14 protein-coding genes are annotated in these 21,248 nt (G+C 66.5%); 5 read left to right on the top strand and 9 right to left on the bottom strand.

Features of this window, described 5'->3' with window-relative positions; translation table 11 throughout:
• Nucleotides 1-304 precede the first annotated feature (304 nt).
• Nucleotides 305-1,768 (bottom strand): ammonium transporter, encoded by a 1,464-nt coding sequence (locus ACOYYX_RS00155; protein ID WP_422927912.1) that lies wholly within the window; start codon nt 1,766-1,768, stop codon nt 305-307.
• A gap of 879 nt (nt 1,769-2,647) precedes the next feature.
• Between ACOYYX_RS00155 and ACOYYX_RS00150 the strand changes: the two genes are divergently transcribed.
• Entirely contained in the window at nt 2,648-5,161 is a 2,514-nt protein-coding gene (locus ACOYYX_RS00150; protein WP_422927911.1) for a zinc-dependent metalloprotease, read from the top strand.
• A 131-nt stretch (nt 5,162-5,292) separates the two neighbouring features.
• Here the strand turns inward: ACOYYX_RS00150 and ACOYYX_RS00145 are convergent, their stop codons facing one another.
• The 3 genes from ACOYYX_RS00145 to ACOYYX_RS00135 all read right to left on the bottom strand — a co-directional run bounded on the left by ACOYYX_RS00145 (nt 5,293) and on the right by ACOYYX_RS00135 (nt 8,442).
• Nucleotides 5,293-6,978, bottom strand: a complete 1,686-nt coding sequence (locus ACOYYX_RS00145) for a galactose oxidase (protein ID WP_422927910.1) — start codon at nt 6,976-6,978, stop codon at nt 5,293-5,295.
• A gap of 73 nt (nt 6,979-7,051) precedes the next feature.
• A complete protein-coding gene (locus ACOYYX_RS00140) occupies nt 7,052-7,306 on the bottom strand; it encodes a hypothetical protein (protein ID WP_422927909.1) in 255 nt (84 codons plus the stop codon).
• Nucleotides 7,307-7,335: 29 nt separating this feature from the next.
• Complete coding sequence (locus tag ACOYYX_RS00135; protein ID WP_422927908.1) at nt 7,336-8,442, bottom strand: DUF1559 domain-containing protein; 1,107 nt, start codon at nt 8,440-8,442, stop codon at nt 7,336-7,338.
• 833 nt (nt 8,443-9,275) lie between these two features.
• Between ACOYYX_RS00135 and carB the strand changes: the two genes are divergently transcribed.
• From carB to ACOYYX_RS00115, 4 genes are all read left to right on the top strand, one after another.
• Entirely contained in the window at nt 9,276-12,518 is a 3,243-nt protein-coding gene (gene carB / locus ACOYYX_RS00130) for a carbamoyl-phosphate synthase large subunit (protein ID WP_422927907.1), read from the top strand.
• A 231-nt stretch (nt 12,519-12,749) separates the two neighbouring features.
• Nucleotides 12,750-13,544: a GNAT family N-acetyltransferase gene (locus ACOYYX_RS00125; RefSeq protein WP_422927906.1), complete on the top strand. Its 795-nt coding sequence runs from the start codon at nt 12,750-12,752 to the stop codon at nt 13,542-13,544.
• 16 nt (nt 13,545-13,560) lie between these two features.
• Nucleotides 13,561-14,193: a precorrin-2 dehydrogenase/sirohydrochlorin ferrochelatase family protein gene (locus ACOYYX_RS00120; RefSeq protein WP_422927905.1), complete on the top strand. Its 633-nt coding sequence runs from the start codon at nt 13,561-13,563 to the stop codon at nt 14,191-14,193.
• 291 nt (nt 14,194-14,484) lie between these two features.
• Nucleotides 14,485-15,834, top strand: coding sequence for a UDP-glucose dehydrogenase family protein (locus ACOYYX_RS00115; protein ID WP_422927904.1), 1,350 nt, complete (start codon nt 14,485-14,487; stop codon nt 15,832-15,834).
• A gap of 89 nt (nt 15,835-15,923) precedes the next feature.
• Here the strand turns inward: ACOYYX_RS00115 and ACOYYX_RS00110 are convergent, their stop codons facing one another.
• The 5 genes from ACOYYX_RS00110 to ACOYYX_RS00090 form a co-directional block, all read right to left on the bottom strand.
• Nucleotides 15,924-16,619 carry a tetratricopeptide repeat protein gene (locus ACOYYX_RS00110; protein WP_422927903.1) on the bottom strand — a complete coding sequence of 232 codons (696 nt, stop codon included), beginning with the start codon at nt 16,617-16,619 and terminating at the stop codon, nt 15,924-15,926.
• 919 nt (nt 16,620-17,538) lie between these two features.
• Nucleotides 17,539-18,213 (bottom strand): PEP-CTERM sorting domain-containing protein, encoded by a 675-nt coding sequence (locus ACOYYX_RS00105; protein ID WP_422927902.1) that lies wholly within the window; start codon nt 18,211-18,213, stop codon nt 17,539-17,541.
• 868 nt (nt 18,214-19,081) lie between these two features.
• Complete coding sequence (locus ACOYYX_RS00100) at nt 19,082-19,588, bottom strand: hypothetical protein (protein ID WP_422927901.1); 507 nt, start codon at nt 19,586-19,588, stop codon at nt 19,082-19,084.
• Nucleotides 19,585-20,106 (bottom strand): hypothetical protein, encoded by a 522-nt coding sequence (locus tag ACOYYX_RS00095; RefSeq protein ID WP_422927900.1) that lies wholly within the window; start codon nt 20,104-20,106, stop codon nt 19,585-19,587. The genes ACOYYX_RS00100 and ACOYYX_RS00095 overlap by 4 nt, the downstream gene beginning before the upstream one ends.
• A gap of 89 nt (nt 20,107-20,195) precedes the next feature.
• Nucleotides 20,196-20,765 (bottom strand): RNA polymerase sigma factor, encoded by a 570-nt coding sequence (locus tag ACOYYX_RS00090; RefSeq protein WP_422927899.1) that lies wholly within the window; start codon nt 20,763-20,765, stop codon nt 20,196-20,198.
• Nucleotides 20,766-21,248: the final 483 nt, after the last annotated feature.

Below are 21,248 nucleotides of genomic sequence, written 5' to 3'. Positions count from 1 at the left end.
GATCAAGCGTGATCTGAGAACGAAATGCGGTGAAATGGCCGAGCGGGGATTCCCGGATCGACGAAGGTTTGACCTTCGGCGATGGCATCGACTTCGGTGGTGGGAGCGTCTGGAGATGTGAGAGGTGCCCGACGTGTGGCGCTTCGGCCTGTCTTCAACTACGGGGAATGCCCCGCGATTGATGGCGTTTTTTCCCAAAGCCTTGCGATCCGGCCGGATCGCACCAACGAAGCAGGCCCGGATCTCGCGACCCGGGCCTTGCTTCGAGTTTTGTGACTGAGTGAGCCCGATCCTCGGGGGAGGATCAGTGGCTGACCTTCTCGTAGGGGGCGGAGGCATAGGAGCCGATGTAGCCGGAGTCGAGGTCGCTCGAGTGGCCCCCCATCAGCTCGCCGACGCCCATGATGTAGCCGCGCTCGCCGTGCTGGGTGAGGTCGAGGCCGACCTCTTCCTGCTCGGTGTCGACGCGGAGGCCGATGACGAGGTCGACCAGCTTCAGCAGGATGAAGGTCACGATGAAGCTGTACGTCCCGGCGGCGAGGACCGAGAGGGCCTGCATGCCGAGGAGTTCGTTGTTGCCGTAGAGCAGGCCGTTCACGTCGCCGCTGATGCCGGCCTTGGCCAGGATGCCGACGGCCAGGGCGCCGAAGGCACCGCCGACGCCGTGGACGCCGAAGACGTCGAGCGAGTCGTCGTAGCCGAGCCGGCCCTTGATCAGGATGGCGAGGTAGCAGACCACGCAGACGAGCTCGCCGATGGCGATGGCCCCCATCGGGGTGACGAAGCCGGCGGCCGGCGTGATGGCCACGAGTCCCGCGACGGCACCCGTGCAGGCACCCAGGACGGTCCCCTTACCCTTGTGCAGCCACTCGATCGCCATCCAGGAGAGGGCGGCGACGCCCGCGGCCGTGTTCGTATTCACGAAGGCCGCGACGGCCGAGCCGTTCGCCGCGAGGGCGCTGCCGGCGTTGAAGCCGAACCAGCCGAACCAGAGGAGGCCCGTGCCGAGCGCCGTCATCGTCAGATTGTGCGGGTGCATCTCCTCCTTGCCGAGCCCCTTGCGCTTGCCCAGCACGAGGGCACAGCAGAGGGCCGCGATCCCCGAGGCGAGGTGGACGACGAGGCCGCCGGCGAAGTCGAGGGCGCCGAGGTGGACCTTGATCAGGCCGCCGGTCCCCCAGACCCAGTGGGCGATCGGGTCGTAGACGAGGGTCGCCCAGAGGAGGGTGAAGACGAGGTAGGCCGAGAACTTCATCCGCTCGGCGAAGGCACCCGAGATCAGGGCCGGGGTGATGATCGCGAACATGAGCTGGAAGACCATGAACAACTGATGCGGGATCGTCGCCGCATAGTCGGTGTTCGGGGTCAGGCCCACGCCCTGGAGCCCCGCCCACTCGAGCCCGCCGATGAAGCCGCCGAGCTTGTTGGGGCCGAAGGCCAGGCTGTAGCCGAAGAGGACCCACTGGAGCGAGATCACGCCCAGCATGATGAAGCTCTGCTGGAACGTGGCCAGGACGTTCTTGCGTCGCACCATGCCCGCGTAGAAGAGGCCGAGGCCGGGCGTCATCAGCATGACGAGGGCCGAGCAGATCAGGATGAACGCCGTGTCGGCGCCGTTGATCTCGGGCGCCGGGGCCGGCGCGGAGGCCGGGGCCGGGGTCGCCGCGGCGGGAGCCGCCGGTTCCTGGGCCCAGCTCACGGCCGGGACCGCGGCCAATGTCATGGCCGCCATTCCGGCGAAGAACAACGCACGCAATCGAGTCCTCATCGAAGTCCTCTCCTGGCTGGCTGGAATTGCCGACGCACCGCCCACTCGTTCGGAGGGGGACGCGCAGAGCTCGTATCGTGTCAGATGAACCTTCGGATCGCCTCGCTCGCCGCGAAGATGGGCTGTCGGTCGAACATCATCTTCGGGAAGGTAGATTTGCGAGGCAGGTGCAAAATATGTTCCATCCGTTAGCGTTAATCGTTGGAGCTACGTGCTAAGTCGTGTCTCATCAGCGGTTTGGAAGTCTTGAAAAAACGACACGCCGATGGTTGTGCTTGCCGTTGAATTTAAGGTTTAGGCGATCATGCCTAATCCATGTGCAGCCTCAAAGAGGGTGAATCGGGTTGTTGCGAAAGCATCCTCGCAAGGGATGTTCAGTCGTTCTGATGTCCTTTCGAGCCCATCGCGGGATTGTCTCCGGGACTCGTTCGATGGCCGCGGGCTCGTCGAGTTCATGGTGGCTCTCGTGGGCTACAACGTGCCGGGACGATGTCGATTCGATGTGATAAGTCGACAATCTTTCAACATTTGCGACGGGACGATCCGGATGTTAAGCGGGCCCTCGGGGCCGAGCAAGAAGGCGTCTCCCCTCCCCACGGGATTTTTCAAAGGTTCATCAACAGGGGATTTCACCGCTCCGAATACCGGGACGAGGGGCGAATCCGACGAATTTCGGAGACCCATGCCGCCGCGTTGTCCGGCACTCGCGTTGAATTCCGGATCCGGGAATTGGGGGCAAGAGAGAATTGCGCAGGCATCGGCAAGCTGGTGAAAACCACCCTGATAGGGAAAATGGGTGGAGCTTTGTCGCTAACTCTCTAATGAGAAGCCCTCGGGCCGCGGGAGCAGACGATTCGCACAGACTCTTGGAGAAGCACCATGCCGTCGGTTTGGATTCGAGGGGCCGCGTTGCTGATGATGGGGGCGGCTTCGGTCGCGGGCTCGGCCCTGGCGCAGCAGGAGGAGAAACGCGACGAAGGTCGGCCCGAGCGCAAGGACGAGGCGAAGGGGGAACGCACGAGGATCCGCCCCTATGACGATGTGATCACCAAGGAGGCCAAGTCGGATCCGGGCCTCTTCCTCGTCCATCGGATCAACGACAAGGTCTTCTTCGAGATCCCGGCGTCGGCCTTCGGCAAGGACATGCTCTGGGTCACGCAGCTCGAGTCGACGAAGTCGGGCTACGGCTACGGCGGCAGCCCGCTCGGCCATCGCGTCGTGCGCTGGGAACAGCGCGGGGATGATGTCCTCCTCCGCGACGTGAACTACGCGATCCGGGCCGAGGCGAAGGACCCGATCCGCAATGCCGTCGAGGCCACCTCGGTCGCGGCCATCATCGACGTCCTGCCCGTCCGCGCGTACGGCAAGGACAAGGCCCCGGTCGTCGAGGCGACGAGCCTCTTCGTCGGCGACCTGCCCGAGTTCAGCGCCAGGCGACGACTCGGTGCGGCGGGCGTCGACGCCAAGCGGACGTTCATCGACGCGGTGAAGTCGTTCCCCGAGAACATCGAGGCCAAGGTCCTCGTCACCTATCGGCCCTCCGACGGCCCCGGCGGCGGTGGCGGTCCCGGTGGCCCCGGCGCCGGCAGGCGTCCCGGCGGCGGCGGTGCCGTGACCGTCAAGCTGCACCACAGCATGGTCAAGCTCCCCGAGTCGCCGATGAAGCCCAGGCGGTATGACGACCGCGTCGGGTTCTTCACCGAGGAGTTCGAGGAGTACGGCAACGTCAAGAGCCACCAGGTCGAGGACGTCCAGTACATCACCCGCTGGCGGCTCGAGAAGAAGGATCCCAACGCCGACGTCTCCGAGCCCAAGAAGCCCATCGTCTTCTACATCGGCCGCGAAGTCCCCGAGAAGTGGAAGCCCTGGGTCAAGAAGGGGGTCGAGGCCTGGCAGGACGCCTTCGAGAAAGCCGGCTTCAAGAACGCGATCCTCGCCAAGGATGCCCCGAGCCCGCAGGAAGACCCCGACTGGGACGCCGAGGACGCCCGCTACTCGTCGATCCGATGGCTCCCCGCCAAGATCGAGAACGCCATGGGCCCGCACGTCCACGACCCGAGGACCGGCGAAATCCTCGAGTCGGACATCCTGATGTATCACAATATCCTCAAACTTGTGCGCGACTGGTACTTCGTCCAGGCGTCGCCCAACGACCCGAGGGCGCAGGCCCTCCCCCTGCCCGACGACCTCATCGGCGAGCTGATCGCGTACGTCGTCTCGCACGAAGTGGGGCACACGCTCGGGTTCCCGCACAACATGAAGGCGAGCTCCTCGTACACGGTGGAGCAACTCCGCGACAAGGCCTTCACGAAGGAGAACGGGGTCGAGGCGTCGATCATGGACTACGGGCGGTTCAACTACGTCGCCCAGCCAGGCGACGGCGTCCGCCTGATCCCGATCATCGGGCCTTATGACCGGTTTGCCGTCGAGTGGGGCTACCGCGAGTTCAAGGGGGCCAAGACCTACGACGAGGAGAAGGCCGAGCTCGACAAGATCGTCGCCAAGCAGCTCAAGGATCCGGTCCTCCGGTTCGGGGATCCGAACCCGGCCGAGGATCCGTCGCAGCAGACCGAGGACCTCGGCTCCGACCCGATCGCGGCCACGACCCTCGGGCTCAAGAACATCGACCGCGTCGCGGGCTTCCTCGTCAAGGCGACGACCAAGAAGGGGGAGAACTACGACCAGCTCCGCAACATGTACGGCCAGCTCGTGGCCCAGCGGGGCCGGGAGCTCGGGCACGTCGTCCACCTCGTCGGCGGGCTCGTGGCCAATAACGTCTGGTTCGGCGACGGCGACCGGATTTACGAGGCCGTCCCCGCCGCCAGGCAGCGTGACGCGGTGAAGTTCATCGTCGAGAACGGCCTGACCGTCCCCCCCGCGCTGATCGCCCCCGAGATCCTCGACCGCCTCGAGGCCCACGGCGCGGCCAATCGGTTCGCCCAGGCCCAGCAGGCCCTGCTCCGCTCGCTCCTGATGGAGCCGAGGCTCAACCGCATGGCCGAGCTGGCCAACCGCGACCCGAAATCGGCCTACGCTCCGGCGGATCTCTTCAATGATCTCCACGCCGCGATCCTGGGCGACCTGAAGGCCGAGCCCAAGGACCTCGACCTCTATCGTCGCAACCTCCAGCGCGGGTATGTCTCGATCCTCGTCGACGCGCTCGAATCCTCCAGGAGGAGCTCCGATGCCGTCGCCCTCGCCCGCGGCGAGCTGACGCGGACTCTGGCCGAGATCAACGAGAACCGCGAGAAGTTCAAGGACGCCGCCACGCGGTCCCACCTCGACGACCTCCGCGCCCGGATCAGCGAGGCCCTCGAGCCGAAGGCCAGGGTCACGACCCAGGCCCCCGCTCGACCCTTTGCCGATGACGACGCGACCGACGCCGAGTTCTGAACTTGCCCGGATTGGCGACATCAGCAATGAAAATGGTCAGGGCCTGCCGAGGGGATCGATCCCTCCGGCAGGCCCTGGCCTTTTGACGCATGCAGCCTGATTAAGAGCCTGTTCACCCTTTCACGAGCAACTCACTCGCCCCCGGCGGCCGGGGCGGCACTGGCGGCCGGGATGCCGATGGCCTCGATGGTGAGGGTCTGCTTGCCCTTGCTCCCGCCGCCGATCGCGAGGATCGTGTGGCCGGGGCCGGGGAGGAGCCGGTGGTTGGTCCTCGGCAGGGACCAGGCTCCGATGAGTTCCCAGGCTTTCCCCTCGGGGTCGAGCCGGAAGATCTGGCCGGCGATGCCGCTGAAATAGAGTTTGCCGTCGATGTTGAAGGCGGACGTGCCGAAGCCGTCATTCTTGGCGTTGCCGGGCAGGTCGGGGCCGCTCGTCCACTTGCCGCTGGCCGGGTCGTAGACCTCGACCTTGCGATCGATCTTGAGCGAGTCGTTGAGGCCCCCCAGCACGTAGAGCTTGCCATCGGCCTGCGCGACCGAGAGGGCCCGGCGACGGAAGGGCTGCTCGATGGTCTTCCAGCCGGCCTCGGGCTTGTCGAGGTCGAAGGCGACGACGTTCTCGTTGAACTTCGCCTTCTGCCAGGCCCCGTCCATCGTCCAGCCGCCGACCGCGTAGACCGTGCGGCCGATCACGACGGCGTCGTGAGTGGAGCGTGCCACGGGCAAGGGGGAGAGGCTCGTCCAGGCCTTCGACGTGGGGTCGAAGCGGGCGAAGTCGGTGACGGATTCGAGGTCGTGATCCTTGCCCGGCTCGTTGCGGGGGATCATGCCGCCGACCCGGTAGAGGTACGTGCCGTCGGAGACGAGGGCGACCCCCTGGACCTGCCGATCGAGCGGCAGGTCTTCCCAGGTCGTGTGGTCCTTGAGGCTGAGGCGGCGGAAGTGCTTGGAGGTCGTCTCGGTGCTGTACTCGTGGACCTTGCCGATGTGGCCGCTGTAGACGTAGAGCCAGTCGCCCAGCACCGCGCCGCCGAAGCTGTTCACCGCGGGCTTGGGCATCAGGGCGAAGGTGGTGGCGAGCTCTGGGGTCTCGTCGCTCTCGGCCGCCGCGCGGGGGGCCGAGGCCGAGGGGGCGCCTTGCGGCGAGACGGTCAAGGTGGCGTAGTAGCGGGTCTCGGCGAAGGCCTTGCCTTCGACTTCGCCCGGCTGGCCCTCGACCCAGTTGGCCCAGAGGGCGGTCTTGCCTTCGGCCAGGCCCTCGATGGTCGCGAGCCCCTGCTCGTCGGCGGCCGACTCGTGCGCGTCCTTGTCGGTCGGGTAGATCTTGAGCCGGGCCTTGGCGGCGGGCTCGCCGTTGAAGAGGACCTGGACGACGGGCTTGCCGTCCTTCGTGATCAGCCGGACGCGGAGGCCCTTGCCGGTCTCCTTGGTGTCGGCCGCCACGGGGGTCGTCTGGGCGCGCGAGGTGTAATAGAGGCGGTAGTCCTTGCCGTTGCGGCTCTTCACGCCGAGGTCTCGCTCGGCGTCGATGAAGGCCGGGAGCTTGCCGGACCATGTGGAGTTGAGCGTGCCCTCGCCGGTGGTCGTCGGCAAGGACTGGCCGTCGACGGTCGGCTGCATCCCCTTGACGTTCTTGAGGAACTGGGGCCCTTCCGGGGTCGGGGTCTCGCTCAGGAAGGTCTGGATCGTGGCGGTCCCCTGCGGGGAGGCCGCCGGCCGGACGGTCAGCCAGATGAAGTGCGCCGAGGCGATCCTCGGCGAGATCAGGGCCGCGACGGCGAGCAGCGTCAGGCCGCCTCGGCGAAGCATGCGTGTCATGGGAGCAACTCCGGTATCTGGGGCTCGGATCGGGCGTTAGCGATGGGTTCGGTTGTCGGCAGCGTCGAGGGCCTCAGCCCTCCTCGGGCACGGCCTGGCGACGACGCTTTGAGGCCTTGGCCTCCTGTTCCTGGCGGAGCTTGAGCATCTTCTCGGCCTGGGCGATGGCCTTCTTCGCCGCCTCCGAGTCGGGCGCGACCACGGGCGAGGCGAACTTGGAGGGCCGGTCGTCGTCGCCGCAGCCGGAGCCAAGCGAGGTCAGGCCGATCGCGGCCAAAAGGAGGAGCGGGGACGACGTCGTCCCCGCCTTGATGATGCGTTGGTTCATGTTCGAGAGTCCCCTTCGAGTCGCCGGGCTCAATAGCTGTCGGCCGAGAGGATCTCGCCCCCCTTCATCGACGAGAGGCCCATGTACACGGGCATCGACACGCTGTTCTTGATGATCCGGACGCTGCCGTCGCTGAAGACGGCGTTGATCAGGCCGGGGTGGGCCGACCGGAAGTTGGGCAACTGCTGGCCCTCGGGAGCGGGCAGGCCGGGCGGGTTGTCATAGACGTCGGTGATGGAGTCGATGCCGCAGTCGTTGGGGGGATACGGGTAGCCGCTCTTGTCCACGGTCCGGCCCACCAGGCCGCCGATGATCCGCTTGTCGGAGCCCCAGGTCCGGGAGCGGCCGTAGGCCATGAACATGATGTTGTCGTAGTAGACGGTCGCCGTCGGGGCGACGGGCAGGCCGGGGCTCAGGGGGACGCAGACGCGGCCCATCCCTTCGCCCACCGCTCGGAGCTTGTTGCGGGCGTTGCCGCCGGCCGCCTCGGCCATGATGAAGGTATTGCTGGTGCCGTCGCTGATCTCGGCGATCCGGGTCGCCGAGTTGAAGCTGATCGGGCCGATCAGGTTCGACTCGCCGTATCCTGGGACGGCGTAGCGGTTCGCGCCGGCGTTGAAGACGTAGTCGGTCACCGCGACCTTGCCGGCCTCCAGGGTGTACGCCGAGGCGCCCGAGCCGACCGTCGCGCCCACTTCGCCCATAGCCCGGTTCGATGGGCAGAGGAAGGCTGCGAACTGGAGCGAGAAGCCGGTGCTATTGCCCGGCACGGCCCAGCCGAAGTACGGCGGCGAGCCCGCCTGGTTCAGGTTGAAGTTGAACGTGTTGTAGGCCGCGACCTGTTCGATATAGGGCAGGATGAAGCTGTAGCCGGTGTAATTCATGTACACCTGGCTCATGCCCCCCTGCACCGCGGGCGGGAACGACCCGTTGGTGTCGTGGTAGTTCTGCAGGGCCAGGCCGAGCTGCTTCATGTTGTTCGTACACTGGATGCGGCGGGCGGCCTCCCGGGCCGACTGCACGGCCGGGAGCAAGAGGGCGATCAAGACGGCGATGATCGCGATCACCACCAGCAGCTCGATCAGCGTGAACCCGGCACGTCGTTGCGACTGAGATTCAAAGCGTTGCGAAAGCATGAGAAATCAGTCCTTCTGCATTGAACAGTGGGGGGGAGGGGGAAGGACCGAAGCCGGACTAGTGCTCGGTCGTATGTTGGCGGGGCCGAAGTCGCGGACATTGCCGTGCCTGGCGACCCGTCCTGGCAATATTGCGGACCATCGCGGGGATGGGACCTCGGGCAGCGAGGCCCCGGCTCCCGGGTGGAAGACCTCAGGAGGCGGGGGTTAGGCGTCGGGTCTTTGCGAGAAGACCCGACGTGGGCCGTGCGGCCGCCAAGCGGGCCGTCGCGAGGAGGCTGGAAGCAGAATGGAGATCCGATGCCGGGGACATTTCGTGAGGCTTTCCGCGGTGACGCACCCTCCGATGGACCAGATCGGATGGGCACAATCTTGAGTTTTGCAACTGAGATTCAATCTCAATTCATGATGAGAATTTATGAAGCCGGAGGATCCCTGTCAAGTTCCTGGCGGCGTCGGTCTCGGAAATCAGGGCGGGCCCCTGCCCGACTCGAGGCCGTCCGTGCTCGATCCGTTGCTGCGAAACTATGTTGAGGTCGAAGGAATTAGGGCAAATACCGGAGTGTGGCTCGAGGCCTCAATCCATTCTTGGATTTCTCGGGATTTTCGGCGAATCTGGGTTTGGAGCGGGATTGTATGGTTGTTGGCGGGAAATGTCGCGATTTGCAATGATTCGCGTTGTCTCATAGGTGCCCTTGTCCCGCCTTGCCGAAAGCTGCTAAAATCTTGGGAATTTTCGGGCCGCGCGTCTCCAACATCGGAGTCGGCGCGGCCCGACGCGCGCCGAGCGATTGACCGGGCGATGGTCTGAGTGAGAGCGAAAGAGACTTGCCGTGCCTAAACGTACTGATATCAAGAAGATCCTCATCATCGGCGCCGGCCCTATCGTCATCGGCCAGGCCTGCGAGTTCGACTACTCGGGCACGCAAGCGTGCAAGGCCTTGCGCGAAGAAGGTTACGAGGTGGTGTTGGTCAACTCCAACCCGGCCACCATCATGACCGACCCGGACATGGCCGATCGGACCTACATCGAGCCGATCACACCCGAGTTCGTGGAGCGGATCATCATCGCCGAGCGTCCCGACGCCCTGCTTCCGACCCTCGGCGGCCAGACGGGGCTCAACGTCGGGCTCGCCCTGCACGACAACGGCGTGCTCGAGAAGTACGGCTGCCAGCTCATCGGGGCGAGCGCCGAGGCGATCCGCAAGGCCGAGGATCGCGAGCTGTTCAAACGCTGCATGGAGAAGATCGGCCTCGAGAGCGCACGCAGCGGCCTGGCCCACGGGCTGGAGGAGGCCCGGACGATCCGGGACGAGATCGGCCTCCCCTGCGTCCTCCGTCCGAGCTTCACGATGGGGGGCTCCGGGGGCGGCATCGCGTACAACCGCGAGGAATTCGACAAGATGGCGGCCTACGCCGTCGAGCTGAGCCCGGTCGGCTCGGTCCTGGTCGAGGAGTGCCTCTCGGGCTGGAAGGAATACGAGCTCGAGGTGATGCGAGACGGCGCCGACAACGCCGTCATCGTCTGCTCGATCGAGAACCTCGACCCGATGGGCGTCCACACCGGCGACAGCGTCACGGTCGCCCCGGCGCAGACCCTCACGGACAAGGAATACCAGCGGCTCCGCAACGCCGCCCTCGCCATTTTGCGCGAGATCGGCGTGGCCACAGGCGGCTCGAACGTCCAGTTCGCCACCGACCCCAAGACGGGCCGGATGGTGGTCATCGAGATGAACCCGCGCGTGAGCCGCTCGAGCGCCCTGGCGAGCAAGGCGACCGGCTTCCCGATCGCCAAGATCGCCGCGAAGCTGGCCGTCGGGTTCAGGCTCGACGAGATCCGGAATGACATCACGGGCGAGACCTGCGCCTGCTTCGAGCCGTCGATCGACTACGTGGTGACCAAGGTCCCGCGCTGGGCGTTCGAGAAGTTCCCCGAGGCCGACGCCGTCCTCACCACCCAGATGAAGTCGGTGGGCGAGGTCATGGCGATCGGCCGGACCTTCCGCGAGTCGCTCCAGAAGGCCCTCCGCGGGCTCGAGGTGGGGCGTTTCGGCCTCGGATGCGACGTCAAGGATCGGTACAAGACCGAGAATGAGCCGACCATCGATGAGATCGAAGGGAAGCTCGCCACGCCCAACGCCGAGCGGCTCTGGTACCTCCGCTACGCGATGCTCGCGGGGATGTCGCTCGAGCGCATCGGGATCCTCTCGGGGATCGACCCCTGGTTCCTGGTCAACATCGCCGAACTGGTCACGCTCGAAGGGGAGCTTCGCCAGGTCGAGTCGCTCGAGCGGGTGAGCGACGACTTGCTCCGCAGGGCGAAGCGCGACGGGTTCAGCGACCGCCAGCTCTCCTTCCTCTGGGACGTGACCGAGGCCGAGGTGCGTCGGGAGCGGACCCGCCGGGGGATCGTGGCCGTCTTCAAGCTCGTGGACACCTGCGCGGCCGAGTTCGCGGCGACGACCCCGTACTACTACTCGACCTATGAGTGGGAGGACGAGGCCCGGGTCGGCGACAAACCCCGCGTGGTCATCCTCGGCGGCGGCCCGAACCGGATCGGCCAGGGGATCGAGTTCGACTACTGCTGCTGCCAGGCCGCCTTCGCCCTCAGGGAAGACGGCTTCGAGGTCGTGATGGTCAACTCGAACCCGGAGACGGTGAGCACCGACTACGACACCTCGGACCGCCTCTTCTTCGAGCCGTTGACCGTCGAGGACGTCCTCAACGTCTGCGAGCGGGTCAAGCCGCTGGGGGTCATCGTGCAGTTCGGCGGGCAGACTCCGCTGAACCTCGCCAGGGCCCTGGAGGCGGCCGGGGTGCCGATCCTGGGGACGAGCCCGGAGAGCATCGACCTGGCCGAGGACCGCGAGCGTTTCAAGGCGGTGATCGACCGCCTGGAGCTCCGCCAGCCGCCGAGCGCCACGGTGATGCGGGTCGAGGAGGCCCGCCGGGTCGCCGAGGCCGTCGGCTATCCCGTCGTCGTGCGGCCGAGCTTCGTCCTCGGCGGCCGGGCGATGGAGATCGTCTACGACGAGCCGAGCCTGGCCCGGTACATGGCCGAGGCCGTGGAGGTCAGCGCGGGGCACCCGGTCCTGATCGACAAGTTCCTCGAGGACGCCCAGGAAGTGGACGTCGACGCCGTCAGCGACGGCGAGCGCACCGTGGTCGCCGCGGTGATGGAGCACATCGAGGAGGCCGGCATCCACTCGGGCGACTCGGCCTGTGCCATCCCGCCGTTCAGCATCCCGGCGAGCGTCGAGGCCGAGCTTCGCCGCCAGGCTCGTGCCCTGGCCGAGGCCCTCACCGTGCGCGGCCTGATGAACATCCAATTCGCCGTCAAGGATGGCGAGGTCTACGTGCTGGAGGTCAACCCGCGGGCCTCGCGCACCGTGCCGTTTGCCTCGAAGGCGACGGGGCTCAACCTCGCCAAGGCGGCGGCCAGGATCATGGTCGGGCGTACGCTCGAGGATCAGCAGATCACCGAGGACCCGGTTCCGACGTTCGTCTCTGTGAAGGAGTCGGTCTTCCCGTTCGCCAAGTTCCCGGGGGTCGACATCGTCCTCGGGCCCGAGATGCGGTCGACCGGCGAGGTGATGGGGATCGCCTCCGACTTCGCCGCGGCCTTCGCCAAGAGCCAGCTCGGCGCCATGATCCGGTTGCCGGATAAGGGGACCGTGTTCGTCAGCGTCGCCGCTCGCGACCGGAAGGCCGTCGTGCCGATCGCGTCGAAGCTCGCCGCCCTCGGCTACGACCTGATGTGCACCTCGGGCACCGCCGACGCGCTGACCGCCGAGGGGATCAAGGTGAGCGTGGTCCGCAAGATCCGCGAGGGGCGGCCGAACCTGCTCGACCACCTGGCCAACGGCTCGATCGCCCTGATCGTCAACACGCCGAGCGGCAAGGGGGCGAGGACCGACGAGGGCCGGATCCGGGCCTCGGCCGTGAGCCACGGCGTCCCCTGTATTACGACCATCGCCGGAGCCCGCGCGGCGGTCGAGGCCCTGGAACGACTCCGCAAGGGGCCGCTCGAGGTCCACGCGATCCAGGACCTGCTGTCGGTCCCGGCGAAGCGTTGAGGCCGGCTCGCGTCGGCCTACCCCCTTGCGCTCCCCCACTTCCGGGCCCCTGGAGTCGTTGCGATCGATTCCAGGGGCCCGGTGCCTTGCCGGTTGTTTCGCACCTCGGGCGCGGGTTATGGTGGAACCCGATTGGGGCGAGGCGGCCGGGGCAGCTCCCAGACGGGACGCCCGGGCCATCGCCTCTCGCGACATACTACCCGTCAGGATGAAGCTGGGGGCGAGCCACGCATGGTCCTCCTCGATTCCGCCTCGGCTCGTTACGTTCGGTCCTGGCTGGGGGAGCCGAAAAGGCCGGGGGTGCTCGACCTCTATCACGCCCTCGGCCACCATCGCCGCGGGATCTGGGGCGACGACGCTCGTGCCCCGCATTCGGTCCTCCTGATCCGCGAGGGGGACGGCCAGATCGACGCCTTCGGCGCGGGGGATCCGGAGCCGGCCCTGAGCTGGCTCTCGCGAAGGGCGGGACGGACCGTCGCCCTCCTCGGGCCTCCGGAATGGCGAGAGGCCGTCGGCCGGCGGTTCAAGCCGATCGAGCGCTCCGAGATCCTGACCCTGACCTGGCAGCCCCAGGCCGAGTCGTCGCCGATCCCCCCCGTCGTCGCGAGACGCCTCGTCGCGGACGATTTCGAGGCCTTCCGCAAATCGGAGGCGACCCCCCCCTGGGCGCTCTTCGCCTGGAACTCGTTCGCCGAGCTGATCAAGCATGGCGCGGCCTTCGCCGTGGACTACCAAGGGAGCTTCATCGCCCTGGCCTGGATCTACAGCCAGACCGACCGGTTCGACGCCATCGCCGTCTCGACCGTGCCCAAATACCGGGGACTCGGCCTCGGCAAGGCGGTCGCCTCGGCCCTGCTGACGCACGTCGTCTCCGAGCGGGGCAAGTTCCCGATCTGGACGACCGCTTCCTCGAACGAAGCCTCTCAGGGGCTCGCCGAGTCGCTCGGGTTCGCTCAGAACGCCAGCGAGACCCTGCTCCGCTTCTGCCCGGTCGTCCCGTCCCCGAAGAACGTCAAGGAGTCGTGACCGGGAGGGGCTTGCCATGTCCGGCTACCCGATCGAGCTCGACCTGAGGGGGAAGACCGTCCTCGTCGTCGGGCTGGGAAATGTCGGCCGGCGCAAGGCCGAGGGCTTGATCGGGACCGGTGCGCGCGTGATCGTCGTGGACCCCGACCCCGCCGGCCGGGATCCCGTCGAGGGGGCCGAGATCCTGGCCGAGCCCTACTCCGCCGAGCACCTCCGGGGCGTGAGCCTCGTCCTGGCGGCGGGCCCGGCTCCGGTCAACCGGCAGGTCGTGGCCGATGCCCGTGCGGCGGGGATATGGGTCAATACCGCGAGCGATCCCGACCTGGGTGACTTCAGGATCCCGGCCATTTGGAGGGAAGGCCTCGTCACCGTGACGGCGTCAACGTCGGGGGCGAGCCCGGCGCTTGCGGCGAAGCTGCGAGATAAGGCGGCCTCGGCGATCGGGCCCGAGGTGGTGGAGTTGGCAGCCTTCTTGAGCGAGATCCGACCGCAGGTGCTTGAACGAGTTGGAGATCCAGCCGTCCGGCGACGCTTGCTGGCGGATCTTGCCGAGCCGTACTGGCTCGAGTTGTGGACGACGGTGGGGGCCGAAGCCGTCCTCTCGAGATTTCGGGAGAAGCTCGAGGAGGCGGCCGGTTCTCCCAATTGAGTGTCCTATAGTCTCCTTAAGGCGGTTCTTCGATTCCGTTTGTGCGGATGTTGGCGATTGCCCGTTCGGCGTCTCGGCTTGCCAGGTCTCGGGATGAATCCCCATAATGTCTCGACTCAGGAAGGGTCTCGGTCGCCGAACTTGGCGTTATCAGGGTGTTTGTGAGCCGTCTCGCCGCTTATTCACACCTGCTGGCAATCGACATGTGACAACGTCCAGGCCGCAGTCGGTCGTCATGTTGGATTGAGCGGTACACAGCACCCTCGGCATCTCCGTTGAAGGAACCTCGACGTGAAAATCGCCGTCATCGGTACGGGCTATGTTGGTCTGGTCTCGGGCACGTGTTTCGCCGAAAGCGGCAACGACGTCATCTGCGTGGATAAGGTCGAGGACAAGATCACGAAGCTCGAGCAGGGGATCATCCCGATCTACGAGCCGGGCCTGTCCGAGCTGGTCCACCGCAATTTCCGCGACGGCCGGCTCCGCTTCACCACGGATCTCGCCACGGCCGTGATCGAGTCGGATATCGTCTTCATCGCGGTGGGGACGCCCCAGGGCGACGACGGTGGCGCCGACCTCCGCGGCGTCTGGGCGGTCGGCGAGCAGATCGCCAGGTCCCTCGACGGGCCCAAGATCATCGTCATCAAGAGCACCGTCCCGGTCGGCACCAACGCCGAGCTGGCCCGCCGGATGGCCGCCGTGACCGACATCCCGTTCGACGTCGCCAACAACCCCGAGTTCCTCAAGGAAGGGGCGGCGATCGACGACTTCAACAAGCCGGACCGCGTGGTGGTGGGCGTCCGTCGACCCGAGGTCGGCGAGCGGCTCCGCGAGCTGTACGGGCCCTTCCTCCGCACCGACCGCCCGTTCCTGGTCATGACCCCCGAGAGCGCGGAGATGACCAAGTACGTGGCCAACTGCCTGCTGGCCACGAAGATCAGCTTCATCAACGAGATGGCGAACCTCTGCGAGGCGTTCAACGCCGACATCAACGAGGTGCGTCGCGGCATCGGCCACGACCAGCGGATCGGCTTCAGCTTCCTCTTCCCGGGCGTCGGCTACGGCGGCTCGTGCTTCCCGAAGGACATCCGCGCCGTGATCCACATGGCGCAGTCGCGCGGCCTGCCCGCGCGGATGATGGAGTCGGTCGACATCGTCAATGAGGCCCAGAAGGATGTGCTCGTCCACAAGATCCTCGGGCACTTCGGCGACGAGGCCAAGGGCAAGACGGTCGCGATCTGGGGCCTGGCCTTCAAGCCCAGGACCGACGACATCCGCGAGGCGCCCTCGCTGGTCCTGATCGACGCCCTGCTCAAGGCCGGGGTCTCGATCCGGGTCCATGACCCCGAGGCCATCCCCAACGTCCGCGAGATCTATGGCGACAAGATCATCTACTGCGACCGCCCGTACGGGGCGCTCGAGCAGGCCGACGCCCTGGCGATCGTGACCGAGTGGAACGAGTTCCGGAACCCGGACTTCGACGTCATGATCCGACTGCTCCGCAGCCCGGTCATCTTCGACGGCCGCAACCTCTACAACCCCGCCAAGATGGCCGCGCAAGGGTTCGTCTACCAGGGGATCGGTCGCGCCAGGGTCGACCGAGATGTCGCCCTCCAGAGCGCGAGCGCCGCCGAGGCCTGACCTTCGTTTCGTGATCAATGCCGGGCCCGCCGAAGTCGTCCCCATCCGGGACGTGTTCGACGGGCCCTTGGCGTTGGGGGATCGAGTCGTCAGCGAGGACGGGGCGCACCTGAAGGGGCCAGCGGCAGGTCGAGGACTCCCCGGGCCGCGTTCGCATTCTCCGATTGCGGTTCCGAGGGGGGCGCGGCGGCCTCCTTGCGCCAGGCCTCGGCCAATCGGCCGAGGTTGGCCTGGGAGCAGAGCTCGGCGAGGTCGGCGAGGGCCTTGGGGTCGGTCAGTCGGGCGAGATCCGAACCGAGCCGAGGGCCCAGGACGGCCGGGTCGAGCCGCTCGCGGAGCCGGCTCATGGTCTCCGCGGCCTGCCTGGCCTCGGGTACTCGGCCGAGCTTCTGGAGGGCCCTGGCCCGGCGGTAATGCGTCTTCCAGTCGTGGGGCGTTGTGGTCAGGACCCGGTCGAACTCGGCGAGGGCGTGCTCGGGGTTGCGGTCGAAGTCGAGGTCCCAGCGCCCTCGGAGCCTTGCGTACAGGGCCGAGTCGCGCGATTCGGCCGGCCAGGCCTCGAGCAGTTGCCGGCCGCGGTCCGGCTCGCCGGCTTCCGCCAGTGCGGAAATCAGGGCCTCGCGCGTGACGAGGTTCTTCGGCTCCCGCTCCAGGAGCGAGGCCAGGATCTCGATCTGGCCGGCGCGATCCGGGTCGCCCGACCGGGGCATCGACGCCATCCGCTTGAGCCGGGCGACCTGCGCATGGCTGTCGTCCTGGTCGGCGGCCGTCCAGCGGTCGAGCATCGAGCGCGCGAGGTCCTCGGGGAGGTCGGCCAGCAGCGCGAGGCTCAGGTCGCGGAGCAGCCCCCGCCTGGCGGACGCGGGGACGGCCGCATAGCCCTCCCAGCCGAGGGTCTGGGCCTCGTCGGGGCGATCCTCGACCCGGAGCAGTTCCAGGAGGAGCCGCCAGGGCTCCGGATCCGAGGGGTCGGCCGCGATCGCCAGGCGCAGGGCACGCTCGGCCTGCCCGGCCTGGTCGAGCCGCCAGGCAGGCCCTGGCCTCGGCGAGGTGGGTCCGGGCCCTGGCCAGGGTCGTCTCGTTCACGAGCCGCCAGTCTCGCCGGGCCGACTTCCAGTCCCCTGCCCTCGAGGCCGCCTCGGCCCGGTCCCGGAGGCGCTGGGGATCCTCGGGCGAGAGGAGCCAGGAGGCCAGCGCCAGGACGAGGAGCCCCCCGATCGGCGGGGCCAGCCACCAGAGCCACTTGCGGGAGGATCGGTCGCGAACCGGCCGGGCAGCCCGGGGCCGTCTCCGAGACGGTGATGACGATGCGCGTCGAGCCATGGCGACGTCTCTGGCCGGCCGCGAACGGCCGCCCCGTGCGGGTCGATCGGCCGGGATTCCTGGCTGGGCCCGGCAACACGCCGGCCCGAAACCGGCCCGGGCCGATCCTTTGGGGGAACTTGATCGGGCGTCTCGGACGCAGAAACCAGGGGCTGTTGGGTCGAGCCTCGCCTCGTCAGCCGGCGTCCGATCGCTCCTCGCTCTCCCCAGAAGTATAACGAGATCGCTCGGGGACTTCCTCAACGACACCGCGTCGTCGACGAAGGACCGGCGCCGACGTCGCACGCACGCCGGGCCTGGAAACGAAAAAAGGCCTGGTCCAACGACCAGGCCTTTCGAGGACGCGCGGGGCGTCGATGTTCAGCAGGACCGACTTCGATCTCAGGCCTTGGCCCGGGACCGACGTCGCGAGTAGCCGATCAGGCCGAGGCCGCCGATGGCGGTCAGGGCGAGGGCCGACGGCTCCGGCACGATCCCGGGGGCGAAGGCCGGCACCGTGGTCGTCGCACCGTCGGCGATCGAGAGCAGGCCGCTCGTGTACGAGACCGCGTTGGTCCGGATGATCAGGATGTTCGAGGTCATGCCCGCCGGCACCGCGTTCGCGGCGTCGAAGTTGAAGGCGAGGACCGAACCGCTGCTGATCCGGTTCGCCGAGTCGGGGACGATGTTCGCGGGGGTCGACCCATCGGCGCCGGTGTTGGCGACGTAGCCGACGTTCGTGGTGAAGCCGGCGAACCGGTACATCGTGAGGTGCTCGATGGCCGTCTGGCTGCTCGAGTCGGTCGTGAACTGGTAGAGGAAGTCGATCGTGCCCGAAGCTTCGCGGACAACCCAGGTCTTGTAGACGCCCGAATCCAGGACTTCGGTCCCGGCCTTCATCTCGTAGTTGCCGGTGATCGAATCGAGCAACGTGGCGCCCGGTTCGGTGAGCGGGTTGGTCTGAGCGTCGGGGATGACCGTCGACGAGGGCGGCAACGGTGTGGCGTGGGCCGGGGTGTTCATCAGCGCGAAGAGGCTGCAAAGCCCGAAACCAAAAAGGGTTATCCTGCGATTCATCGAAGCTCCTTGCTAGCACTTATAAAAAAATTTACTGTTCGTCATGCCAAAGAGGCGACCGACTTCGCTCGTGATCGTAGTCTGCCCGCGATTGGCCCGGTGAACTCATAGTCTGTCGAAGTTCTTTCTCAAATTTCTCAAGCGGATTCTCGGCCATGTCTAAGGTCATGACAATATGACTTAGTCAATGGGTGATACTGTGTGGTTTTATGGGAACATTGGGTCCTAACTCGTGTTTAATAAGAGATTTGCGGCAATGCAGGGGCGGCCAGTTTTCGAGTAAATTGGGGTGAAATAGGGGGAGTGGGCGGGGTGTTGTGGCCCCCAATTCGGCGAATCAACGAATTGTTTCGGAATAGTAAGAGGCCGGAATGGGTGGGGCTTCGGTTTGATCTGTCAAATGTTGAAATGAACGGAAGACCGATTTCTCGGCATTGCGCAAGAATGGTTACAGTCGGGTTGGGGATGTGACCGATTTAGCCTATGTCGGATGGAGGCCGATGCCCGCCAGGGAAGGCAAGAGGGCACGGGTCCCGGAATAGAGCTCGTCTCCAGGGACGGTCAGACGAGCCAGGACCGGGAGGCCAAGGAATCAAGGCCTCTCGACAGATCTTGAAAATTCACTGCGACATCCGTCGAGGCCGAACAACGAGAGGGTCGGGTCTTCCCGGCCAGGCCCTCCAGCCGAGTCCTCCGACTGGATTTCGCAGGCGGTCGCCGACTCGTACGCGGAGCCTCGTTCGGCGGGGTTCGTAAGCGACGCTCGGCGGCCGTTCTTTTTTTCAAAGGCCGGCGCGCAACACGAGCGGGCCGCGAGGGCACGATGAGGTGCCGCGGGGTGTTGAGGCGAGGAGGTATGTCGGCTCGTTCAGCGGGCGCCGATGCCGATCAGCAGGCGAGAGCCGTCGTCGAGCACCTTGTCGCAGAAGAAGAGCTGGTTGGGGGGGGTGTTGACGAGCGTGGCATTCTGATTCACGTCGTTGACCACGAGGTCGCAACGGAGCTGGACCTTGCCGTCGTCGTCGATCGGGCGGATCAGGGTGGTCGAGGCCGAGGCCCCGTTCCCGAGGTCGCACGTCACCGCCTGCCCCGCCACGAGCCGCTTGGTCTTCACGTCCAGGAGGCGGAACCCGTGATTGGGCAGGAGCTCGCGGAGTTGCGGGGCGATCGCCTTCAGCTTGGGGTCGATCGCCGTGTTATTGGGCGTGGCGACGATCCCGAAGATCGTGACCTGACGCCCAGGCCGTCGTTGCGCCTGCTGCGCGAAGGCCCCGGCGGGATTCGAAAGGCTGAAGCCGAGCGCGAGCAGGCCGGCGACGAGTCGCACCAGCAGCCATCGTCGGGACGCGAGATGGTGCGGGACCTTGGGTCTCATTCCGCGATCGACTCGAAGTAATTGAGCATGGCGTAGTCGGGCGTCAGGCCGTTCGGGTCGTCGTTCAGGGCGACGTCGCGGAGCTGCCGCTTGCCGTCGAGCGGGATGATCACGATCTGCTCCTGCTCGATCTCGACCTGACGCAAGGGCGCCGCCTGGCCGCGGCCCAGCAGCACGACCGAGGCGATCAGGAGTGCCGCGGCCTGCGCGAGCACGAAGGCGAGGGTCCAGCGCCCGGGCCTCGAGATTTTCCGCGAGGCGGGGGCCGACTCGGCCTGTCCGACCAGGGCCAGCGGCGCGGCCGCTTCACGCCCTTCGGAGACCTTCGCCCAGATCTGGTCCCAGGCCTGGTCCGAGAGCACGGGGGGGCGTGTCGCCTCCCAGGCTCGGGTCAGGCGGGCGTCCCTCTCGGCCCAGGCCGCGCACTCGGCGCAGCGGGCGAGATGCTCGCCGATGGCCGACGGCTCGAGGGCGCCGGTCGGGGTCGAAAGTTCGCGAATCAGGTCGACGCAACGCATGAGACACCTCCCCGAATCCTGGGCGGAGCGACCGCTTGCTACTTCTTCACGACGCTCGCGGGTCCACTTCCACACGCGCTTCTCGGGGTTCAAAATCCTTCGATGTCGTCGAGATCCAGGTACGATTGGAGCTTCTGCCTGGCCGAATGGAGCCGGCTCATCACGGTACCGATCGGGATATCCTGAATTTCGGCAATCTCTTTATAACTGAGTTCGGCCTCGGCGAACAGGATGAACGTGGTCCGGGTCGTCTCGCTCAGTCGGTTCAGGGCCGCGTCGAGCCGGCGCCTGAGGTCCTGCTGGTGCAACCCGCGGGACGGGTCATCCAGGGCCGTCGGCTCCGAGCCGTTGGACTCCCCTTCCGCCGAGGTCAGGGGCTGGGTCGGCCTCCGGCTTCGCTTCCGGCCCGAGTCGAGCGCGGCGTTGGTCACGATGCGGAGCAACCATGTCCTGAACCCGCTCCGGCCGTCGAAGTCTCGCAAGTGGGTCACGGCCTTGAGCAAGCCATCCTGCATGGCGTCTTGCGCATCCTGCTCGTGCCCGAGCAAGCGGTAAGCGACGCGGTAGGCAACCACCCGATGTCGGTAGAAAAGCTCCTCGCATGCGGAGCCGTCTCCCTGACGGGCGAGATCCACCAATGTCTCGTCTGGCGTCAACACGCCGGGGGCCACCTCAGGCATAGACTCACCTGAATAGGGGAGACGCTCACAGTCTCGCGTTTATTCGGTCGCCCGTTTGAAAGGATGGATTGCCTCCAGAATTGAAGCTGGGCAGGCCCGGAACACGCCGCGAACCTGGGCAAGGACGATCGACTTCGGATCGAACCTTGTAAACTTGAGGGATTATGGAAAATCTCACGAGGAATTCGGAGAGAGTCGGCTTGACCCTTTCGGCGATCGGTAGCACAATCCGCCCGTCGGCCCGATAACCCGCGTAAACCGACGTCTCCTTTGATTTGCCCCACTTTTGAATCGACACCTCACACGGTGGCGCCAGGGTTGACAAGACGGCCTCACTCTCCCGCAGGGCGACACACGCTGCAACGGATGTAGCGTCTGCTGTGCGCGACTCGGGGAGCAACTTCGCTCCGGTTCGACCGGCCCGGTGCAACGCGCCTCCGCTCGAGGCACACGTAATTAACG

This window comes from Singulisphaera chitinilytica, assembly GCF_049331405.1.
Taxonomy (GTDB): domain Bacteria; phylum Planctomycetota; class Planctomycetia; order Isosphaerales; family Isosphaeraceae; genus PoT.
This window is presented reverse-complemented; position numbering and strand designations above follow the sequence as displayed.

Coding starts and splice junctions, on each gene's coding strand:
- ACOYYX_RS00095 (WP_422927900.1), bottom strand. CDS start 20,106: ATGCGTTGCGTCGACCTGATTCGCGAACTTTCGACCCCGACCGGCGCC.
- ACOYYX_RS00140 (WP_422927909.1), bottom strand. CDS start 7,306: ATGAACCAACGCATCATCAAGGCGGGGACGACGTCGTCCCCGCTCCTC.
- ACOYYX_RS00110 (WP_422927903.1), bottom strand. CDS start 16,619: ATGCTCGACCGCTGGACGGCCGCCGACCAGGACGACAGCCATGCGCAG.
- ACOYYX_RS00105 (WP_422927902.1), bottom strand. CDS start 18,213: ATGAATCGCAGGATAACCCTTTTTGGTTTCGGGCTTTGCAGCCTCTTC.
- ACOYYX_RS00100 (WP_422927901.1), bottom strand. CDS start 19,588: ATGAGACCCAAGGTCCCGCACCATCTCGCGTCCCGACGATGGCTGCTG.
- ACOYYX_RS00145 (WP_422927910.1), bottom strand. CDS start 6,978: ATGACACGCATGCTTCGCCGAGGCGGCCTGACGCTGCTCGCCGTCGCG.
- ACOYYX_RS00125 (WP_422927906.1), top strand. CDS start 12,750: ATGGTCCTCCTCGATTCCGCCTCGGCTCGTTACGTTCGGTCCTGGCTG.
- ACOYYX_RS00150 (WP_422927911.1), top strand. CDS start 2,648: ATGCCGTCGGTTTGGATTCGAGGGGCCGCGTTGCTGATGATGGGGGCG.
- ACOYYX_RS00120 (WP_422927905.1), top strand. CDS start 13,561: ATGTCCGGCTACCCGATCGAGCTCGACCTGAGGGGGAAGACCGTCCTC.
- ACOYYX_RS00135 (WP_422927908.1), bottom strand. CDS start 8,442: ATGCTTTCGCAACGCTTTGAATCTCAGTCGCAACGACGTGCCGGGTTC.
- ACOYYX_RS00155 (WP_422927912.1), bottom strand. CDS start 1,768: ATGAGGACTCGATTGCGTGCGTTGTTCTTCGCCGGAATGGCGGCCATG.